The organism is Haloterrigena salifodinae (assembly GCF_003977755.1).
GTDB lineage: Archaea > Halobacteriota > Halobacteria > Halobacteriales > Natrialbaceae > Haloterrigena > Haloterrigena salifodinae.
The window spans coordinates 832076-852568 of record NZ_RQWN01000001.1; the positions used below are offsets into that span (position 1 = coordinate 832076).

Sequence of the window (20493 nt, forward strand, 5' to 3'; positions counted from 1 at the left end):
GTCGTTCTGCTAGCGCTGCGTCGAGTTCGTCCGTCGTCTATTCGTTGGGATAGGGGCGTGATCGGCATAAGTCACGAGGTTCAGTCTTCGAAAGCAGGTCTCGGCGGAAGGCACGTCATTATAAAGACCCGACGTATGATCGTGATGTCTGTCCGGATACCGGTATCAGCGATCGGGGACTCTGCCGCCGATCTCGTAGCCACGATAGCGTTTTTGAGTCCGGAGTTGGCTAGTCGAATCCAGTTCGGTTGGACGATCACGGTCCACATTCTCTTCGCGTCGCTCTCAATCGGACTTGCACCATTTCTCGTCTACGTTACCGTCCAAGAGGTTCGAACGGGCGACCGACGGTACGCGCGCCTCCGGGAGTTTTGGACGAAGGTCTTCGGCGTCGGTTTCGTCATGGGCACCGTTACCGGCATCCCGATGGGGTTCATGTTCGGGACGAACTTCGGCTCGTTCTCGACGACCGTCGGCGAGCTACTCGGTGGGCCCCTCTCGTTCGAGGTGAAGATGGCGTTCTTCCTCGAGGCGGTTTCCCTCGGCGTCTTGCTGTTCGGTCGCGAGCGCGTCTCCGACCGGTTCTACGTCCTGTCGTCGGTGCTGGTCGGGGTCGGTGCGTGGCTGTCGGCATTTTGGGTGCTCGTCGTCAATTCCTGGATGCAGACGCCGCGAGGGTACGAAATCGTAACCGAGGGCGGCACGTCGGTCGCGCGACTCACCGATCCCGTAGCGGCGTTTTTCAACCCGCGATTTCCGTGGATGTACGTCCACATGCAAAATGCCTCGATCATCGCCGTCACGCTGCTCGTCGCGGGCGTCGCCGCGTACTTCGTCCGGACGAACCGCGAGAGCGACGCCTGGCGAACGGCCCTCCGACTGGCCGTCGTCGTCCTGCTCGTGACGTCGGCGTTTCAGGCCGTCCACGGGGACGCATACGGCCGCCACGTGGCCGACACGCAACCTCACAAGTTCGCCGCGATGGAAGCCCACTACGAGACCGGGCAGGCCGATCTTCACCTCGTCGCGATCCCGACCGACCCCGAGGCGATCACGGATCCACGGGCGGAGAACCTTTATACCATCAGCATCCCGCACGCGGCCTCGTTCCTCGCCAGCGGTGGTGATCCGACCGCCGAGGTGACCGGACTCGACGACTTCGAGTTCGAGTCGCCGCCGGTCGCGATCGTGTTCTGGTCGTTCCGTCTGATGGTCGGTCTCGGGTTCTGGTTCATCGCCCTCGGCGCGTGGGGAACCTACCGGTACTGGCGGGGCGACCTCGCCGAGGCCGATCGCTACCTGCAGGTACTGACGGCGTCGGCGCCGCTCGGATTCGTGGCGCTGCTCACCGGCTGGTACGTCACCGAGATCGGGCGACAACCCTGGCTCGTACAGGGCGTGTTGAGGACGGCCGAGGGCGTCTCGCCGTCGCTGACGTCGACCGAAGCGACGCTGACGCTGCTCGGGTTCGTCGTCGGGTACCTCGGCTTGCTCGCCGCGTTCCTGCTCGTCTGCAAGGGGTTCGTCGACGAGGAACGCGATCGCTGCGGTGTCGGAGACCGCGACGACACCGACGGTACTACCGACGGGCGACCACGCGAGGTGACCGCCGATGACTGAGTCGCTTTCGGCGACCGAACCGGTGCTAGCGGCGACGTCAGCGTACCTCGTCGAGTCGTTACCGGAGCTGTGGTTCGGACTCGTCGTCGCGACGTTCGGCGTGTACCTCCTGCTCGACGGCTTCGACTTCGGCGTCGGCGTCCTGTTCGCCGAAGCCGACGAGACCGAACGGCGGCAATTCCTCGCCGCGTTCGGGCCGCTGTGGAAGGCCAACGAAGTCTGGCTCGTCCTGTTCGGGACCGTGCTCTTCGCCGGCTTCCCGGCGGCGTACGCCGCGATCCTGGGGCGGTACTATCTCGCAGTCTTTGCGCTCCTGCTGGCACTCGGCCTCCGCGGACTGGGTTCGAAATTCCGGGGGGAGCGCGACGACGAGCGATGGGTTCGGTTCTGGGACCGCTGCTTCGTCGTCGGGAGCGCCGCCGCGCCGTTTCTCCTCGGTGCATTCGCCGCGAGTTGGGCGCTCGGCGAACCGTCCGTAATTGCTGTCGTCCCGCTACTCGCCGGCGCCGCTACCGTCGCACTCGTGACGGCCCTCGGCGCGGCGTTTCTCTGCGTGAAACTCGAGTCCCCGATTCGCGATCGGCTCGTTCGCCGCGGACGTGCGGCGACGGCGGGGTACGTCGCGCTGGGCACGGTGACGCTCGTCGCGTCAGTTATTCGGTATCCCGCGCTCCGGTCGGAAATCCAGTCGGTCCCGATGGGCGGACTCTGTATCGGTACGATCGCGTGTGCCGGCATCGCCGTCGCGGCTGCAACCGGAAACCGCTACCGGTGGTTCGCGGTCGCGACGGCCGGGCTTGCAGTCGCGTTCGCCGCATTCATCGGCGTCCTGCTGTATCCCGCGGTCGATCCCGCGACCGGAACGACGATCGCCGACGCGGTCGCCGCGCCGCTCTCCCTCAACCTCACGACCGGATTCGCGGTCATCTTCCTCCCGCTCATCGGCACGTACTTCGTCGTTCTGTACTCGCTGTTCGACGATCCGGCGAGCGACAGCGGCCAGTACCAGCACGGGTAACCGGTCACTCGACCGAATCGACCTCCTCTCGGACACCGGTTACGGCATCGGATGTGGACGTCTGGACTGGCACGAGTGAACAGATGCACTTGCTCTCCGAGGAGGGATGCAGTGCGACGAGCGAGATCCGCGAGTTTCTCTCGTTCGCCGTCGACGGCGCCGAACGGATGCGCCGGATGATCGAGGGACTGCTCGCGTATTCGCGGGTCGAGACGCGCGGCGAGCCGCTCGAACCGGTCGAACTCGACGAGGTCGTCGAGGACGTCCGCGAGAATCTGCAGGTCCGACTCGACGAGACCGGCGCCGAACTCTCGGTGGAACACCTTCCGCGCGTGCAGGGCGACGGCAACCAACTGCGACAACTGCTCCAGAACCTCCTGAGCAACGCGATCAAGTACTCGGGAGAGACGCCGAGCCCGGCGAGGGGTCGACGCTCTCCGTGACGCTCCGGAAAGCGGCGCCTGCGGAGTAGCTCCGTCACGTCGCGACGCGGGGCCGTCCACTGCACCAGTAACGTTTACACCGCCGCCCGTGGACGACCCGAGTGCTATGGCGAAGCAGGTTACCACCGTCTCCGAGGAGGGTTACAGTGCCACGAACGAAATCCGAGAGTTCGAAACGACTATCGACGCCAACGGGGAGGACGCACCGGACACGCTCGAGGCGCTGCTGGCCGCGTACGGCTCCTGTTACGTCCCGGCGCTGCGCGTCGGCGGGCAACAGCGCGACGCGGGCGACCTCGGGACGATCGAGATCGACATCACGGGCGAACTGAACGACGACGACAAACTCGAGTCCGTCCAATTCGACGTCCGCGTCGAGGCCGACGTCGACGAGGACACGGGCGAGGAGGTCATCGAGCGCGCCTTCGAACTCTGCAAGGTCCACGACGCGCTGAAGGACAGCCTCCACGCGGAGACGAGTTTCGAGGGGAACGCGGTCTAGCGCGGTTCTCGACGGACGGTCCGCGCACGGCTCGCGTCGAATAGCCGACCGCCGCGGTCTCAGTTCCGCGGGAGTGACTCGTTCGATCGCTCGAACGGTCGCCCCGACCGCTCGAGAAGGGAACCAGTGTCACGTTCTATACAGTCCATATTTCCGGACCTGACAGTAGCAGCAACTGAACGATCCGAACCACCATACGCCGCGGCGTCGTCGAAACAGGTATGCGACGCCACCGCGGTCTCGCGGTCGTCTCAGTCGTCGGACTGGTACTCCTGTCGGGCTGTCTGGTCGGCTTCGTCCCGAGCGACGGCGCCGAGGACGCCGGCGGGGACGTCGATGGCGACCTCGAGATCCACCACATCGACGTGGGACAGGGCGACTCGACGCTGCTGGTCACGCCCGACGGCGAGACGGTGTTAATTGATACGGGGATCTGGCAGGCTGACGGGCAGGGTGTCATCGACTACCTCGAGGGCGAGGGCATCGAGCGGATCGATCACCTCGTCACGACCCACGGCCACGCCGACCACATCGGTGGTCACGCGGCCGTTATCGAGCACTTCGAGGAGCAAGGCGAGGGCGTCGGCGCGGTCTACGACCCCGGCGTTACGTCCACGAGCGCCACGTACGAAGGCTACCTCGACGCGATCGAGGAGCACGACGTCAGACTCTTCGAGGTCGTCGCGGGCGATCGATTACCCCTCGAGGACGAGTCGGTCGACGCGACCGTACTGAATCCGCCCGATGACGACGGGGGGAGTATCGACGCCTACAGCACCGTTCTCAGCGTCGAGTACGGGGAATTCTCGTATCTGACGACGGGCGATGTCGAGCGCGGAGCCGAGCAGCGATTGGTCGACGAACGCGGCGACGCCCTCGCGGCCGACGCCTATCAGGCCGGTCACCACGGTTCTTCGACCTCCTCGAGTGCGCCGTTCCTCGATGCCGTCGACCCCGAAATCGCGGTGATCTCGAGCGCGCTCGACTCCCAGTACGGTCACCCCCACGACGAGGTGCTCGAAGCCTTCGCCGATCGCGGCGTCGAGACCTACTGGACTGGCGTTCACGGTGACATCGTCCTCGAGACCGACGGCGAGGAGGTCGCGGTGACGCCCGAGACCGAGGGCCCGACTGATCCGGCGGCGCTGCTCGAGCGAAAGGAGCAGGCCCAGTCGGCGTCGGAATCGCTGTCGGAGCCGTCGCCCACCCAACCGCCGTCCGAACAATCACCGTCGCACGCAGGGCCGTCGATCCAGCCGCAAGCGACACTCGAGCGGCCGCTCGCACCGGTGGTTGATGGTGCCGCACCGCGTATCCCAGCCCGATGACCGAGCGCTACACCGCGGTCCTCGATCGGATCGTCGACGGCGAGACGGCCGTACTCCTGCTCGAGGACGACGGGACGGTGGTCGACGAGCGCGTCCTCGATGTAGATCGGCTGCCCGAGAACGGTCGTCACGAGGGCGCCGTCTTCGACGTCGAACTCGCGGACGACGACAGTCTCGAGGCGGACGATGATGGTCCCGAGACAAACGACGATGACCTCGAGACGATGAGCTATCGCCCGTCGCTCGAGCGGGATCGACGGGAAGAGGCTCAGGATCGGTTCGATCGCCTCTCTGAGCGACTCTCCGACGAGTAGCCGAACGCGTGGCTCACGGGGAGTCACGGTGGAGAGATGGAACGAAGGCTGGGGTGAAAACCCCCACTGGTGGTTCGGGATGTGTGGGATGACACAGCAGCGGAGTGCCTTCGATGGGGAGAGACGGATGCCGCTGCAGTTGCATCTTCATCGGGTTTGTAAATAGCAGTGACGCCAAAATACATTGGGACCGAACGATCTGAACGCGACGATCGCGGCCCGTAACGCGGATCCGTCGTCAGTCGTCGCCCCAGCTGTCTCCCTGATGGGCCGCGAGTCGGCCGTCTCCGTTCGCCGATGGTCAGGTTCAAGACGTTCCTCGGAGCAGACGCAGCCATGTTACGATCGTTCGACGGAACGGAGCCGCAGGTCGCCGACTCGGCGTACGTCGACGAGGCCGCGGTCGTCATCGGCGACGTCCTCGTCGAGGCGGAGGCGAGCGTCTGGCCGAACACGACGCTGCGGGGCGATCACGGTCGGATCGTCGTCGGCGAGGGGGCCAACGTCCAGGACAACGCCGTCCTCCACGAGGACGCCGCACTCGAGTCCTACGCGACGGTCGGCCACAGCGCGATCGTCCACGACGCGACCGTCGGCGAGCGCGCGCTGGTCGGAATGAACGCGACCGTCCTTGACGGCGCTCGCGTCGGCGAGGGCGCCGTCGTCGCGGCCGGCAGCGTCGTCACCGAGGAAACCGAGGTGCCGCCGTCGACGCTCGTCGCCGGCGTGCCCGCCGAGCCGAAAACCGAGATCGACGACCCCCACCTCGAGGCGACGGCCGACCGGTACGTCGAACTCTCGCGGCGGTACGCCGAATCATCCGAACGGCTCGACTGAGCGGATCGGCCTCGAGGACCATCCGTTCAAGCGTCAGCTACGAGCTAGTTTTGTTCCACCGGTACCGCTCTTCGAGGAGCGTACCCACACCGCAGATGACCACGAAGGTGTTCTTCGTCGTTCGGCCGTCGACGGCGATCCAGCACAATCCGCCGACCAGAATCGCGATCCCGACTGCCAACTTGAGACGATGGGCTGTGAGCTGATCCATGCCGTGTGCTCTTGATTGACGTGTCTCTCCGCACGTCATAGTTCTATCTCCGTACCGAATGCTCGTCTACTGGATGCTCGCCGCGGGCGAGAACACGGACGATGCAGGCGACTAACGGTGTCGTCGGAGGGCCCTCGGCGACTCGAGCGCGAACCCGATGAAAACGCTGATACAGCCGCCGTCCCAAGCGATAGCTATGAGCGACTCACCGTGGACGGACCGGATCGTCGGCGCCCGAATGACCGTCGATCAGGAGTTCTCCTCGCGGATCGTCGACTCGCAGTTTTCCAACCAGCAGTGGAGTCTGATCATGACCGCGACGGAGTTCGAGATCGAAGACGCCGACGATCCCGACCGTGCGCGGCTCGTCGCCGACACCGAGCAGGTCGAGCAGATCATCCCCGAACTCGAGAACGTCCCCAGCGGCGGCATGGGCGCGATGGGCGGCCCGGGTGCGGGCGGCGGCAACCAGAACGGTTCGTCGGGCGGCGTCTTCGACTCGATCATGGGCGCGCTCGGGCTGGGCGGCGACGGCGGCGACGACCACGCCGAAAAGTTACGCGCGGCCGAGAAGCTCACCCAGGAGTACGCGGAAAAGCTCCAGTCCCACCTCGAGTCGAAGGGACGCTGGCAGTCGGTTCGGAAGGCCGCGGCCGCGGACGACTAGTGCTGCCGGCGGACTAATCGGACCGATCGAACGAGCTCGCGGCGCACTCAGTCGCCGGCGTGAAAGAGCGTGTACTCGCTGGTCTCGTAGATGTTGATGAGTTCGTTGATGAGTTCGTCGTAGGACTCGTCGTCGACGCGCAGCGCCTCCAGCCGTTCGATCGTCTCCTCCTCGAGTTCGACGGATGGCATACGAGACGCTTCGACGGCGATCAGCAAAAACGACACGGGGGACGAAACCGGCGCGATCGCCGCCCCGCTGCGATGCAAGCCACAGCACCTTTAGGGACAGTTCACTACGGTAGGGGTATGACCGAGGAAGTCGACACGACGACCTTCGAGATCAGCGCCGACGACGGTACCACCGACGAAGTCACGGTCCCCACCGGACTCCTCGACCTCGTGGCGGAAGGCGACCAGACCGACGCCGAAACGGTCGGCGACGTCACCCTGCTGTCCTTCGCCAGCCGCGCCCACCACATCGTCCACCACGGCGAGGAGTCGGACGAGGAACTCGAGGCCCAGGAGTCACGTATCATGGACCTGTTCGAGGAACGTTTCGGCGTGACCTACGGCGAAGCGACCGGCCACCAGCACTAACCGCGACAGACCCACTCGAGTCACCGATCGATCGAAACGGGCTCGAGGCGTTTTTCGAAGACGGATGAACGATCGGTAGCGCTCCGCTTCTATCGCGCCGTCGTTACTCCGTAGCAACCGCGGAGCCGTTCGCGTCGGCCCCCGAACCGGCTCCGTCGGAAACGGACGGCTCGTCCGTTCCGGCGGGCGATTCGGTCGTCTCCGTTCCCGTCGGCGCTTCCGGTTCGGATTCCGTCGGTGAGCCGTCCGTCGTCGGCTCCGAACCGGCCGACTCCGCCGAGACGGTGTCTTCGGACGTGCGCTGTTCCTCCGTCGGCTGCTCGGCGGTTGCGTTCGCCGGCTGCTCGTCAGCGTCTGCAGTCGGTTCCGCGTCCGCTGGTCCGTCCGCCGTCGACTCCGCGCCGGTCGGCGTCTCCGCGGCCTCGGCTTCCTCGATCGTCACGGTGGTCTCGGCGGTCTCGTTCTCGCTCGAGACCGCGACCGGGTACTCGCCGGGCTCGAGAGTGATCGTCTCGGCGGTCAGCGTCACGAGTTCAGATTCGGTAGGCGCGAGCGAGACCGGCGTCTCGTTGACGACCGCGCCGTCGATCGCGAGTTCGACGTCCTGCGTACCGTTCTCTCCGCCGGTGTTCTCGAGGTTGGCGTCAACTACGAGGGTCTCGCCCGCTTCGACCGGCGCGTTCGTCCCGGCGATCGAGACGGTGAACGCGGCGGGATCGGTCGGTTCGCTCGAATCGATCTCGCCGGCCGGCTCCGTCTGTGCGGTCAGCGGCTCCTCGTAGTCGTAGTTGCTCATGTCGACCTCCCAGACGAGCCGTTCGTCATCGGTTTCGGGCGTCCAGTCGACGGTAAACGAATCGTTGCCGGGCTCGAGTTCCGACGGTGGCTCGTCGTCCGTGGTTCCCTCGACGAACTCGCTGCCGGCCACCAGCGATTCCTCGTTTGGATTCTCGTACTCGAAGGTGACCGCGATTCCGTCCTCGGTCGGCGTCGTCTCCACCACGCTGATGTTCGGCCGTTCGGGCCGGATCTCCTCGAGACACTCGCTAGCATTCGGATTCAGATAGTCGATCGATCCCGGCGTCGCTTCGGGCGACGCGAAGCCGGTGATCACGGCGCCCGTATCGCCTTCGGGGACCGTGACGGTCGCGCCGTCGGCCGTCTCGGCGACGGTGAAGTCGTCGCCGGTCTCGTAGGTGATCGTCCCCTCGAACGGCGCCTCGAGGTCCTCGCCGACCGTGATGGCGTACTCGCCCATCGAGTTGCCGAAGCCGCCACTTTCGTAGAACGCGGTGCCGACGATGATCCTGTCGCCCGCTTCGAAGGAGCCGGTCACCTCGGCCTGCGAACAGCCGGGGAACGTCGCCTCGAACGTCGCCGGATCGCCGTCGACCGTGTACTCGACGGACTCGTTCGCCAGTGCCGTGCCGTTCTCGTCGGTGACGGCGACCTCGAGCGTCGCGTTCTCGGAGAGTGGCGGCTCGAGATCGAGCGACTCGAACTCGGCGGTCTCGTTGGCCTCGAAGAGATCGCTCTCCCCACGTTGCGTGCCGTTCTCGTCGGTCGCGGTGAGTCGGTAGTCAACGGTCGCGTTCGCCTCGTCGACGACGAGCGTCTCGCCGTCGCCCGTCTGGTCCGACACGTTGAGCGTGGCCGCCGATTCGTTCGGCTCAGCCGGTTCGTCCGGAGCGTCGTCGACCGTGTACTCGACGGATTCGTTCACCAGCGCCGTGCCGTTGTCGTCGGTGACGGCGACGTCGACCGTCGCGTTCTCGGAGAGCGGCGAATCGAACTCGAGTTCGAGGTCCGTCACCGTCTCGTTGGCCTCGAACGACTGGCTCTCGGCCGCGGTTCCGTTAGCCGACGCCGTCACCGCGTAGTCGACGGTCGCGCTCGCTTCGTCGACGGTCAGGTTCTCGCCGTCGCCGGTCTGATCGCTCACTGAGAGCGTCGCGTTCGGCTCGGCCGGTTCCTGCGGTTCTTGGGGCTCTTGTGGCACCTGCGGCTCGTCGCCGACCGAGACGAACGCCGTGTCGAGCACCGGCACGCCGGCGTCGGTGACGTACGGGACGTCCTCCGCCCCGTCGGTGTCGCCGTACTCGAACGCTCCGTCGTCGTTCGTATCGTGGTGGACCACCGCGGTAAGGGGCTGGTCCTCCTCGATCGGCTCCTCGAGGTCGATCTCGACGTCGGAGTGGCTCCCGGCCTCGAGGGCGCTCGAGGTTCCGAGCACGGCGCCCGGATCGGCGACGGCGTCGGCCGCGTAGACCGCGACGAAGCCGCCCTCCGAGAGATCGAGTTCGTCGACGGTGACCGTCTCGCCGTCGCTCTCCCGGTCGGCGAACGTGATCGACGCCGTTCCCTCGAGTTCGTCGATCTCGTCAGCGCGATCCTCGGCGTCGTCCTCGACGAACTGCCGGATCTCGGTCGCGTCGGCGGTCTCCTGCTGGACCGCGTACGCGGTGGCCTCGGATGCAGTCTCCTGGGTCAGGACCTGTAGTTGCGTGACGCTGATCCGCTGGTACTGGACGACGCGGGCCGTCTCCTGCGTGGCGCTGCTGGCGGCGACCTGGATCTGTTCGACGGTCGCCTCTTGAGACTGACTCAGTGCGCCGCTGGCACCGCCGGACGCCAGCCGCTGGATCTGCGTGACGTCGACGACCTGTTGCTGGAGCACCGCTCCCTCGCCGGCGCCGAACGCGGCGGCCTGAATCTGTTCGATCTCGGCGATCTGGTACTGGACCGCCGACTCGATCGCTCCCTGAGACGCGCCGACCGCGGCGTACTGGATCTGGGTGATCGAAATCTCCTGGTGTTGGACCAACACGCCGCCCGCGGCCCCGTCGGCCGCCGCCTGGATCTGCTCGACCGTGGCCGACTGGCTCTGATAGATCGCCCCTTTGGCGGCGCCGAACGAGGCCTCCTGAATCTGGCTGATCGAGATCCGCTGGACCTGTTCGACGCTGACGGTCTGGATCTGCGTCAGCGCTCCCCTGCCGGCCCCGCGAGCCGCGGCCTGGGTCTGCTCGACGGAGACCGCCTGCCGCTGGACGAGCGCACCCTTCGCGGCGCCGGTGGCGGCCTTCTGCACCTGCTTGATGTTCACGCGCTGGCGCTGCTCGACGTCGACCTCCTGGCTCTGTTCGCCTGCGAGGGCTGCGGGGACGCTCCCCTCGAGTGCCCCCGCGGACGCGCCGGCCGCCGCGTGCTGGACGTGCTCGAGCGTGATCCGCTGGCGCTGTTCGACGGTGATCTTCTGGTACTGCTCGAGGACGCCGTAGGCCGCCCCCTGCGCGGCCTCCTGGGTCTTCGGGTGATCCCGAACGTCGCTATCGCCCGCTTCCCGGCACGCCCCCGCCGCGGCCCCGCGCGTGGCGACCTGAATCTGGTCGACGTCGGCGTGCTGTTTCTGGGCGAGCGCGCCGTGGGTCGCTCCCCACGTCGCGCTCTGCATCTGGTCCGCTGAGACCGTCTGCGACTGGGTGAGCGCGCCGTCGGTTGCGCCACCGACCGCGGACTGGATCTGTTCGATCTCGGCATCCTGAGACTGGATCAGCGAACCGTGGACCGCGCCGGCCGTCGCCGCCTGAATCTGCTCGGCGTCGGCCGCCTGATGCTGGGCCGCCGACCGGCTGGCGGCCTCGACGGCCGTCGCGCGCTGTTCCTGGGTTACCTCGATGCCCTGCTGCTGGGCCAGTTCGATCCCCTCGTCGACGCCGGCCTCGACGGCCGTCGTCTGTTCCTGTGCGAGCGAGGCGCTCGCGTCGGCGTCGGTGGTCGCCTCCGCGTCGGTCGCGGCCGATTCGGCCGCGGAGTCGAACGACACTAACTCGCCGTCTCCGCCCGATTGACTCGCACGCACCGGTTCACGATCCGCCGCATCCGCGGCAGTGGCGTTCGCACTCCCGCTGCCGTCGTCTTGACTGGCGGTTGCACTGTCTGCAGCGGCGATACCGGCCGTTCTGCCGTTTCCCTCCCCGGGAGCGCTCTCGCCGCCCTCGAACGGGACGATACCGCCGCCGAGCAGCGGAAGTGCCACTACGCTCGTGACCAGCAGCGCGGCGACGGCGAGCACCGCTACGGCCGCGCCTCGAGACCGATTCATGGCTCGACGCTCCTGCCGGCCCGACCGCTCGATCGGTTCGCTCGCTCCCCACGTTTAGAGCGACCATCGCGGCTCCAGCGGCCTCTGAGACCGTCGCGGTCCCACCGTCCGCGAGTCGGCCGCTGGCTACGTCTCGGTTCCCGATTGCCCCTCGGTCCGAACCGGCTACGTACGGATGACATCAGCTTTCTATCACGGGAGCGAAAGAGCGCATAAGGCCAGCGGGTCGTTTCGGTTAGTAATCGGACATAATCTCCGATTACTCCCCTCGAGCGCGGCGTCTCCTACCAGAGCGGCGCTCTCGAGGGAGCGGCTATTTCGGACGCGTTCAGGCCTCGATCGATCTTGATTCGCCTCGAAATGTCCGTTTCTGGAGAGGAAGCGGCCTATTTCGGCCCCTCCCGGCGGACCGGGATCCGTCCCACCGCGCGTAGATGTCAATCTGTTGACTTTCCACACCCTCGGAAACCGAAGTGTTGAACTTGGTTTACGAGAGTGGGAGTGGTATGGCAACGAATCGAGAGACGGTCGATCTCGTCGACGGGGACGTCGTCCGGCAGTTCGCTCGCGCGGCGGTGCTGGCGGCGCTGGTGGGGGCGTCGATATTCGTGACGATCCCGTATCCGTTTTCGCCGGCGCCGATCACGCTGCAGGTCCTGTTCGTCTTTCTCGCCGGCCTCGTCTTGGGGCCGGTCTGGGGAGCCGTCTCGATGCTCCTCTACCTGACCGCCGGCGCGGCCGGCCTCCCGGTCTTTTCGGGGATGGAGGCCGGATTTGGCCCCCTCGTCGGAAATACCGCGGGCTACCTCTGGTCGTACCCGCTCGCGGCGGCGCTGATCGGCGCCGTCGTTCACCGGGGCACGGACCTCCGAAATCCCGCCGACGTCCCCCTGCCGATCGTCGTCGCCGCGCTCGTCGCCGCGACGATCCTCATCTACGCCATGGGGACGGCGTACGCGGCCTGGCTTCAGGCCCTCGAGCCCTGGGAGGCGATCACCGTCTACGCGCTCCATTTCGTTCCCGCCGAACTGGTCAAGATGGTCGCCGCGATCGCGATCGTCGAGAGCGGGCGACTCGAGCCGGTCGGATCGTGATCGCTCGAGTGACGCCACCGACCCCGTCAGCGAGGACGCGATGATCGAGTTTCGCTCCGTTACCTACGCTTTCGACGAGGTCCCGGTCCTCGAGGACGTCTCGCTGACCATCGGCGACGGCGAGTTCGTCGTCCTCGCGGGTGCCAACGGGAGCGGCAAGACGACTCTGCTGCGCCACTGTAACGGGCTGGTGACACCCGACGCGGGGGAAGTACTGATCGACGGGACCCCGGTCACCGAGAATCTCGTCGCCGCTCGCTCGAGCGTCGGCATGGTCTTCCAGCACCCGCGCGACCAGTTCGTCGCCGCGACGATCGGCGCCGACGTCGCCTTCGGCCCCGAGAACCTCGGCCTCGAGCGCACCGAGATCGACCGCCGCGTGGCCGACGCCCTCGAGGCCGTCAACATGGCCGGCCGCGAGGACGAGCGGATCGACGCGCTCTCGGGAGGCGAACAGTCCCGCGTGGCCATCGCCGGCGCGCTCGCGATGGAACCCACGCACCTCGTCTTAGACGAACCGTTCACCGGGTTGGACGATCCGGCCCGCCGATCCGTCCTCTCGCGACTCGAGGCGCTCTCGGCGGACGGAACCGGAATCCTGCTCGCGACCCACGACCTCCGAGACGTGCTCGACCTGACTGACCGCGTCGTCGCCATGCGGGACGGCGCAGTCGCCGTCGATGACTCGCCCGACCGCGCGCTCGAGGCGCTGTCGGCGTTCGAGGTTCGAGTGCCCGATAGCTGACCGCACGCGGCGCGACGATCGCCGTCCCCGCCATCGATACCGACGATGCTCACCTACGACCCCGACGACACGCTCGCCCACCGGCTCGATCCCCGCTCGAAGCTGGCCGTCCAACTCGGATTCGCCGCGACCGCGCTGGCACATACGAGCCCGCGGGCGCTGGTCGCGCTCACCACCGTCGCCGCGGCGATCCTGCTCGCCGCTCGCGTCCCGCTCCGCGAGACGTTGTCTGCCTATCGCTTTGCCCTGCTCTTCCTCTCGCTCGCGCCGGTGCTCGCGGCGCTCACGTTCGGTCCGCCCTGGATCGACCTCGCGGACGGCCTCGCCTCTGCGCGGGCGAGCTACCGCGTCCTGCTCGTCCTGTTCGTCAGCGCCGCGTACGTCCGCTCGACGACGGTCCGGGACTCTCGAGCCGCGATCCAGCGGACGGTTCCCGGGAAACCGGGCCAGCTCCTCGGGATCGGCGTCGCGCTCGTCTTCCGGTTCCTGCCGGTCCTGCAGGCCGACCTGCGAACGATCAGCGACGCGATGGCGGCCCGACTGGGCGACCAGCGAAGCGCCGTCGACCGCGCGAGTACGCTGGGACTGCTGGGCCTCTCGCGGGCGTTCGACCGGGCCGATCGCCTCGCGCTCGCTATGCAGGCGCGGTGTTTCGCCTGGAATCCAACCCTGCCCGCGCTGTCGCTCTCGCGACTCGACTATCCCGCCCTCGTCGTCGCCGTCGTGCTCGCGCTATCGGCGTTACTGTAGGGGAACCGGATCCGCGGCGGTGCGATCCTCGAGACGGGCGCCACTCGGGAGCGGGGACGAGACTCCGCAGGCCGCAGTGGACGTGCACGTCCCGTACATTCCGGCCCGGCCTTCATTACGACCGGCGCCGGAGTTCGGCACATGGAGGAGTACGATTTCCTGGGCGTCGGTTCGGGATCGGGGCTCGACGTCGCGAACGCGGCTGCACAGCGCGATCAGTCGGTCGCCGTCGTCGAGAAGGGGCGGCTCGGTGGCACCTGTCTGAACCGCGGCTGTATCCCCTCGAAGCAGTTGTTGTACCGCGCGGAGGTCCTCGAGACGGTCGAGCGCGCCGAGGAGTTCGGGATCGAGGCGTCGGTCGACGACGTCGCGTTCTCCGAGATCGTCCGCGAGGTCAACGAGGACGTCGCCGGAAGCTCGGAGTCGATCCGCCGGGGGCTCGAGTCCTCCTCGGATCACGACCTCTACCAGGCGGAAGGGGAGTTCGTCGACGAGCGAACCGTCGAACTCTCGGGCGGGGACCACGACGGCGAGCGCCTGACCGCCGAAACGGTTCTCGTCGCGGCCGGAACCCGGCCCGGCGTCCCGCCGATCGACGGCATCGAGGACGCCGACTACCTGACGAGCCGAGAGGCGCTCCGACTCGAGGAGCCGCCGGAACACCTCGTCATCGTCGGCGGCGGCTACATCGCGGCGGAGCTGGGCCACTTCTTCGGAACGTTCGGCAGCGACGTCTCGATTATCGGACGGCGCCCGCACCTGCTGCCGGACGCCGACGCGGCGGTCGCCGCCGAGTTCACGGAGCGACTCGCGGACCGGTACGACGTGTACACGGGCTACGAAGCCACGGCCGTCTCGGAGTCCGACGGCGAGGTGACCATCGAGGCGCGGCCGTATCCGGCGGCCGACTCCGAATCGGAAGCGGAATCGGAGATGGGAGCGGAACCGGGATCGACACCGTACCCGGCGCCCGAAGGCGGCGAGGGCGCGGCCGAGCGGCTCTCCGTCACCGGCGACGAACTGCTCGTCGCCACCGGGCGCGTTCCGAACACCGATACGCTGAACGTCGGCGCAGCCGGGATCGAGACCGACGAGATGGGGTTCGTCGAAACCGACGAGTACCTGCGGACCAGCGCCGAGAGCGTCTGGGCACTGGGCGACATCGTCGGCGAGTACCTGCTCAAGCACAACGCCAACCACGAGGCCCGGGCCGTCGTTCGCAACCTCTTCGGCGACGACCTCGAGCCGGTCGACTACGACGCGATGCCCTTCGCCGTCTTCTCCTTGCCGGAGGTCGCCGGCGTCGGCGCCACGGAGGCGGAACTGCAGGCCGCCGACCGCGACTACGCCAAGCGCACGTACCGGTACGAGGACACCGCCCGCGGCTCGGCGATGAAGGCCGAGGGGATGGTCAAGCCGCTCATCTCCCTCGAGGGAGAGATCCTCGGCTGTCACATCGTCGGCCCAGAGGCCTCTAATTTGATCGAGGAAGTCGTCGTCGCGATGACGGCCGGCTCGGGAACGGTTCGAGACATTCGAGAGTCGGTGCACATCCACCCCGCGCTCTCGGAGGTCATCCAGCGAGCGTTCTCGGGGCAGTTCACCCGCGGCGGGCACGATCATGCCCACGACCACGGACACGACCACGGTCATCGTCACGACCACTAACTCGAATAACAGATCGGGCCCACTGGGACCGCTCGGCCTCCGTCGATGTTGCAGCGGGCGCACACGCCCGCCGGTCCGTTTTATCCGCGGATGGCCTGCGTTCACGTGTAATGGTAAACGCAGCCATCGTCATTCTCGCAGGTACCGAATCGCACGCCGACACCGGTCGACTCGTCAACGGACTCGAGGCGGCAAAGGAGTTCGCCGAGAACGACGACGACGAACTCGAACTCATCTTCGACGGGGCGGGCACCCAGTGGGTCGAGGAGTTGGAAGACGAGGACCACGACTACTACGACCTCTACGAGTCCGTGCAGGACGAAGTGGCCGTCTGCGATCACTGCGCCGGAGCGTTCGGCGTCGACGACGCCGTCGAAGACCAGGGGCTCGTCCGCATCGACGAGAACGAGGGCCACCCCAGCATCCGTTCGATGGTCGACGACGACTACGAGATCATCACGTTCTAACGGCTCTCGCCGAGCGCGCTGTTTTCGGCCGTAGTTCGACCCGGAGCGACGAGCGCGGATCGGGTTTCGTTCGACGCGATCGGACCCTGATGCGCCGTCGTCGGTATCGATCGCAACGACACCGTTCCGATCGGCGTCCGATCGATAAGAGCGGATTAGTTCGTCCAATCGCGCCTTAGATCGCCCGCGCGAGCGAAACATCCTGCTAAAGCCTTACGGGAATGAGCGTTTGCCGTGCCACAACGATTCGTCCCATTCTTTGCTCCGATCCCCACGGAATACATGTGGTAACAGATGACAAATAAGAACGACTCGAACGATGGCGTGGCGCGGCGATCGGTACTCGCGGCCGGTGGCGTGACGACGCTCGGGGCGCTCGTAGGCGGTGTCGGAGCAGCGAACGGATCGACGGTCACCCGGCAGGAGGAGGGCGGTGGAACCGCCGACTCGAGTCGTGACGTCACGGTGCGACAGGAGTCGGGAAACGCCGTCTATTGGGTGCTTCCTGGCGAACGGCGACTGAGTCCGCAGGTGTTCGGAACGCCGGACACCCCGCGGCGGGGGAGCGATCTGCTCGAGTCTCGGATCGAAGAGGCAAAGGGGCTTCCCGAACCGCTGGACGAGGCCATTCCGCAGCTTCTGCAGGATCTGCCACCGCTGGTGGCCGCACCGGAGGAGGCCCGCAAACCGATCGAGGACGGTGAGTCAGCCGGGATCGCACAAGAACGATTCACCGAACCGACGCTGTACAGCGACGAGGCCGAGGTGACGAGCGGCTCGTTCGAGATCACCTACGGGGATCGGCAGCCGTACGATCTTCCCGGCGAGCCCGGCGATACGAGCGACGCGGTCGACTTCAATGCACGGTTTACCGATCCGGCGGGCAACGAGTATGAACTCGAGCACGACCACGTCGTGCAGCCGCCGATTCCGGGCTACGAGACCGGCGGCGGCGTCCTGTCGGGCGGCTGGCTGCACGGGATCACGGGGACCGGTTCGCCGCTGTTCCCTCGGGTGTACACCTACGGCGCGTCGTGGGGGGTCGGCGACGTCCGGATCAACGGCGAGGTGGCGACCGAGGACGGGTTCCGCGTCATCCACTTCATGACGACCCAGACGGTCCGCGACGAGCGATACCGGATGGCCGTAGACGAGGAGCTGCCGCTCGCGCCGGATGGGACGATCGCCGGACAGGTCCACCACACGCACGGCGTCGTCCTGCCGATCAGGCCGACGCCCGACGGCCCCGTCTACGACCCGGTGCCGACCGCGATGGAACTGCCGAACGGCGAGACCCAGCCGTTCATCCACGCGATGTGGGAACAGGATAAGATCGTCGAGGGACCGTTCGCCGACTGGGAGTTCCCCGGACGGGACGACGAAGCGACCTCGGACGCCGAGGAATCGGGGGGCGGAGACGCTGACTTCCGGCTACTCGGCGAGGCGTCGGCCTGGCAGGGTGCAGCGCCCGAGGCCGTCGCGGGCGAGGAGAATCCGACCCTTCAGCTCGAGGCCGGGACCGAGTACACCCTGATCTGGGAGAACGCTGACGGGCTGCAGCACAACTTCGCGATCCAGAACGAGAACGGCGAGGACCTCCTCGCGACCGAGTTCGTCGGAGAAGAAGGGGCCACGCAGACGGCCACGTTCACGGCCAGCGAGGAGATGAGCGAGTACTACTGTCAGGTCCATCCCCGGAGCATGCGAGGAGCGATCGAGATCGGGAACTGACGACCGACGAGAGCGGCTTCCCGGGCCGCTACAGGTCGGCGAAAATCCCGTGGAAGCCGAGTGGGATGTGGTGGGGTGCCGGCGCTCGCGCCAGTTCCTCGAACGTCCCGGCATCGAGAACGAGCAGAAACGACCGTTCCGCGGCCGCGTCGAGTACAACCGACAGGATCACGCCGTCGTCCTCGGCAGTCGCGTCGGGCGATTCGACGAAGACCGGTTCGCCGGCGTAGGTCCCCGGCTCCTCCCACTCGCTCGCGGCGCCGGTCTCGACGTCGACCTTGACCAGCGTGTTCGGAACATCCCGTGGCGGCTTCTCCCGGTTCCCCACGCCGTAGGCGTACCGGTACGGTTCGGCGTTCACTCGGTCGTAGTTGATCCCGGGCAACTCGATCGGTCCCTCGTAGAGCGCCTCCCGAGAGACCGTCTCGCCGAGCCGAAACCGATCGAGTCGTCCCCCGTCGGGCGAGTACCCCTCCGATCGAATCGCCTCGAGGTAGAGGTCCTCGACGATCGAGGCGTCGTCGTAGGCGACAACGTCGACGACGAGATCATCCCTGTCCTCGAAGGCGTTGACGTGGTGAAATGCGAAGAACGCGTCTGTCTTGTGGGTACTGACCACCTCACCGGTTGCGCGCTCGATCACGAGGAATCGCGTCCCCCGATCGGGAACCCACTCGTAGTTCTCGATGAACGGCCGATCCCGCACGAGGAACTCGAGCGGGTCGACGACGAAGGGAAACTCCACGAGGATCACGTACCGGTCGGTCAACCCGAAACTGTGCATGTACGCCGGCCGGTCCCGGGAGACGGTGGCGAAGACGTCCCGCTCGTGCTCGCCGTCGGGCATCCGGAATACCCGGTACTCGCTCGTCTGCGAGAGGTCCGTCACGTAGTTGATCGTCTCCCCGTCGTCCCGGTGAGGGTGCGCGGTCGTCAGGTCACCGAGGTCGGTCCCGTCGGCGACGACGCCCAGCGTCTCGAGCGTCTCCGGATCGAACTCGACCGGTATGGGGGTCTCGGTCATCGCACGGAACCGGTCCGCGTGGGTCGCGACGCTGACGTTCGCATTGTCGGTCGTCGTGTCGGAGAACAACGTGAAGAACCGCTCCCAGATCCGTCGACAGGGATCCGTGGCGAATTCGCGGTAGCCGAGTTCACCCTCGTCCGTCGCGTGCTCGTACGCTCGCGTCTCGAGGAATCGGTTCGAGTACGTCACGGCGCCGTCGTCGATCGTGAACCGGTGGAGCATCGCGAAGCCGTCGAACCAGTGACGCAGGTGCCGGTCGCCGACCTCGAATTTCGCTGGTCCGGTTCGCAGCAGCGTTCCTTCCAGCCACGACGGGAACGTCCCCTCGACCGGCAGGGACCGGTCGGCGACTTCGCGCTCGAGCGATCGGAATCCCGGGTGTCGCTCGTCGACCGAGGCGGTACCGGACGATTCGGAACCACCGATACAGCCGCCGAGAAGCGCCCCCGCTGCGACGGTGCCGGTCCCGAGCACGTCGCGTCGGTCGAGCGCGGCCGACGCGGTCGACTCCCGATCGCCTCGCTCGACCGATCGGTTCGCGTCGCCGTCGTTATCATCGGTCGTTCGGTCGTTCGAGCATCGATCAGCGGGCCGATGTTCAGGAGACATCAACTGGACGTAACACCCGTCTCTTCGAGTAAACTGGCCCAAGAGCTTGGGATCGCGTGGGAGACGCGGAACCTGGACGCTCAGTCGAGTCGATCGCCGTCCGCCCCGGTCAAGTGCCACTTGACCAGTTTGGCTTGGCCGCGACGGAGGACGCCGCTCACCGTCGATTCGTCGACGCCGAGCGTTCCCGCGACCCTGTCGAGCGTACACTCCCGTGGAACCTCGAAGTAGCCTTCCCGGAGCGCCGCTTGGAGCGTCGCCCGCTGCCTGTCGGTGAGCAGCGTCGCGGTCTCGTCGGCCTCGACGAGCGACTGGAGTTCGTACCGGAGGTTCGCGTCCTCGAGCATCGCCCGCAGCCCGTCGAACTCGTCGCGCGTCCCCGTGAAGTCCAGTTCGTACCAGCCGGCGCGGACGACGATCGGAAATTCGGGCGGAAGCGAGGCCGATTCGACGAACTCGTACAGCGCCGTCTCGATCGTTTCGTACTTCGAGAGCGATCGGTCGTCCGTCACCGCCAGCCGCTCGTGGGCTTCGATCGACGGATGGGTCGCGATCGCTCCCGAAACCTCCCGCGGGTTCTCGGCAACCACTTCGCCCAGTTCCACTGCCCTGTCGCCGGTTCGGACTCCCGACAGGAGACGGAAGGTGACGCTCGGGAACGAGCGAGAGACCTCCGCGACCCACGCGTCCTCGGGGAGACGTATCCGCAGCGACGCCGTGATCATCCCGTTGTGGGATAGTACGTCTCGGAGCGCCCA

General features: G+C 66.8%; 18 protein-coding genes and 1 pseudogene. 15 read left to right on the top strand and 4 right to left on the bottom strand.

The window, feature by feature from the left end:
* Positions 1-144 precede the first annotated feature (144 nt).
* The 8 genes and pseudogenes from EH209_RS04230 to EH209_RS04265 all read left to right on the top strand — a co-directional run bounded on the left by EH209_RS04230 (position 145) and on the right by EH209_RS04265 (position 6940).
* On the top strand, positions 145-1620 hold the full coding sequence (locus EH209_RS04230) for a cytochrome ubiquinol oxidase subunit I (protein ID WP_249038746.1): 1476 nt from the start codon (positions 145-147) through the stop codon (positions 1618-1620).
* A complete protein-coding gene (locus EH209_RS04235; protein WP_126661689.1) occupies positions 1613-2638 on the top strand; it encodes a cytochrome d ubiquinol oxidase subunit II in 1026 nt (341 codons plus the stop codon). Before EH209_RS04230 ends, EH209_RS04235 begins: the two co-directional genes overlap by 8 nt.
* A 128-nt stretch (positions 2639-2766) precedes the next feature.
* Positions 2767-3051 (top strand): annotated as a pseudogene (locus EH209_RS04240) (MEDS domain-containing protein); the annotation flags it as partial.
* Between the two features lie 136 nt (positions 3052-3187).
* Positions 3188-3583, top strand: a complete 396-nt coding sequence (locus tag EH209_RS04245; RefSeq protein WP_012943870.1) for an OsmC family protein — start codon at positions 3188-3190, stop codon at positions 3581-3583.
* Between the two features lie 221 nt (positions 3584-3804).
* On the top strand, positions 3805-4911 hold the full coding sequence (locus EH209_RS04250; protein WP_126661690.1) for a ComEC/Rec2 family competence protein: 1107 nt from the start codon (positions 3805-3807) through the stop codon (positions 4909-4911).
* Positions 4908-5225, top strand: a complete 318-nt coding sequence (locus EH209_RS04255) for a DUF3006 family protein (protein ID WP_126661691.1) — start codon at positions 4908-4910, stop codon at positions 5223-5225. Before EH209_RS04250 ends, EH209_RS04255 begins: the two co-directional genes overlap by 4 nt.
* Positions 5226-5561: 336 nt before the next feature.
* Complete coding sequence (locus tag EH209_RS04260; RefSeq protein WP_126661692.1) at positions 5562-6062, top strand: gamma carbonic anhydrase family protein; 501 nt, start codon at positions 5562-5564, stop codon at positions 6060-6062.
* A 407-nt stretch (positions 6063-6469) separates the two neighbouring features.
* Complete coding sequence (locus EH209_RS04265) at positions 6470-6940, top strand: DUF5799 family protein (RefSeq protein ID WP_126661693.1); 471 nt, start codon at positions 6470-6472, stop codon at positions 6938-6940.
* A 47-nt stretch (positions 6941-6987) separates the two neighbouring features.
* Here the strand turns inward: EH209_RS04265 and EH209_RS23890 are convergent, their stop codons facing one another.
* The gene (locus EH209_RS23890; RefSeq protein WP_164721995.1) at positions 6988-7131 is read right to left on the bottom strand and encodes a DUF7557 family protein; all 144 of its coding nucleotides are present in this window, start codon (positions 7129-7131) and stop codon (positions 6988-6990) included.
* A 117-nt stretch (positions 7132-7248) separates the two neighbouring features.
* Here EH209_RS23890 and EH209_RS04270 point away from each other — a divergent pair, with 117 nt between their 5' ends.
* The gene (locus EH209_RS04270) at positions 7249-7539 is read left to right on the top strand and encodes a DUF7545 family protein (protein ID WP_126661694.1); all 291 of its coding nucleotides are present in this window, start codon (positions 7249-7251) and stop codon (positions 7537-7539) included.
* A 103-nt stretch (positions 7540-7642) separates the two neighbouring features.
* Here the strand turns inward: EH209_RS04270 and EH209_RS04275 are convergent, their stop codons facing one another.
* Positions 7643-11644 (bottom strand): DUF7282 domain-containing protein, encoded by a 4002-nt coding sequence (locus EH209_RS04275; RefSeq protein WP_126661695.1) that lies wholly within the window; start codon positions 11642-11644, stop codon positions 7643-7645.
* A 506-nt stretch (positions 11645-12150) separates the two neighbouring features.
* Between EH209_RS04275 and EH209_RS04280 the strand changes: the two genes are divergently transcribed.
* From EH209_RS04280 to EH209_RS04305, 6 genes are all read left to right on the top strand, one after another.
* Positions 12151-12738, top strand: a complete 588-nt coding sequence (locus EH209_RS04280; protein ID WP_126661696.1) for a biotin transporter BioY — start codon at positions 12151-12153, stop codon at positions 12736-12738.
* A gap of 40 nt (positions 12739-12778) precedes the next feature.
* Positions 12779-13483 (top strand): energy-coupling factor ABC transporter ATP-binding protein, encoded by a 705-nt coding sequence (locus tag EH209_RS04285; protein ID WP_126661697.1) that lies wholly within the window; start codon positions 12779-12781, stop codon positions 13481-13483.
* Positions 13484-13528: 45 nt separating this feature from the next.
* Positions 13529-14233: an energy-coupling factor transporter transmembrane component T family protein gene (locus EH209_RS04290; protein ID WP_126661698.1), complete on the top strand. Its 705-nt coding sequence runs from the start codon at positions 13529-13531 to the stop codon at positions 14231-14233.
* A 141-nt stretch (positions 14234-14374) separates the two neighbouring features.
* Positions 14375-15901 carry a dihydrolipoyl dehydrogenase gene (locus EH209_RS04295; protein WP_126661699.1) on the top strand — a complete coding sequence of 509 codons (1527 nt, stop codon included), beginning with the start codon at positions 14375-14377 and terminating at the stop codon, positions 15899-15901.
* Positions 15902-16011: 110 nt separating this feature from the next.
* The gene (locus EH209_RS04300; protein ID WP_126661700.1) at positions 16012-16368 is read left to right on the top strand and encodes a DsrE family protein; all 357 of its coding nucleotides are present in this window, start codon (positions 16012-16014) and stop codon (positions 16366-16368) included.
* Positions 16369-16662: 294 nt separating this feature from the next.
* A complete protein-coding gene (locus tag EH209_RS04305) occupies positions 16663-18099 on the top strand; it encodes a cupredoxin domain-containing protein (protein WP_126661701.1) in 1437 nt (478 codons plus the stop codon).
* 28 nt (positions 18100-18127) lie between these two features.
* Here the strand turns inward: EH209_RS04305 and EH209_RS04310 are convergent, their stop codons facing one another.
* Positions 18128-19735, bottom strand: a complete 1608-nt coding sequence (locus EH209_RS04310; protein WP_126661702.1) for a carotenoid oxygenase family protein — start codon at positions 19733-19735, stop codon at positions 18128-18130.
* Positions 19736-19815: 80 nt separating this feature from the next.
* Positions 19816-20460: a helix-turn-helix domain-containing protein gene (locus tag EH209_RS04315; RefSeq protein ID WP_126661703.1), complete on the bottom strand. Its 645-nt coding sequence runs from the start codon at positions 20458-20460 to the stop codon at positions 19816-19818.
* Between the last annotated feature and the right edge of the window lie 33 nt (positions 20461-20493).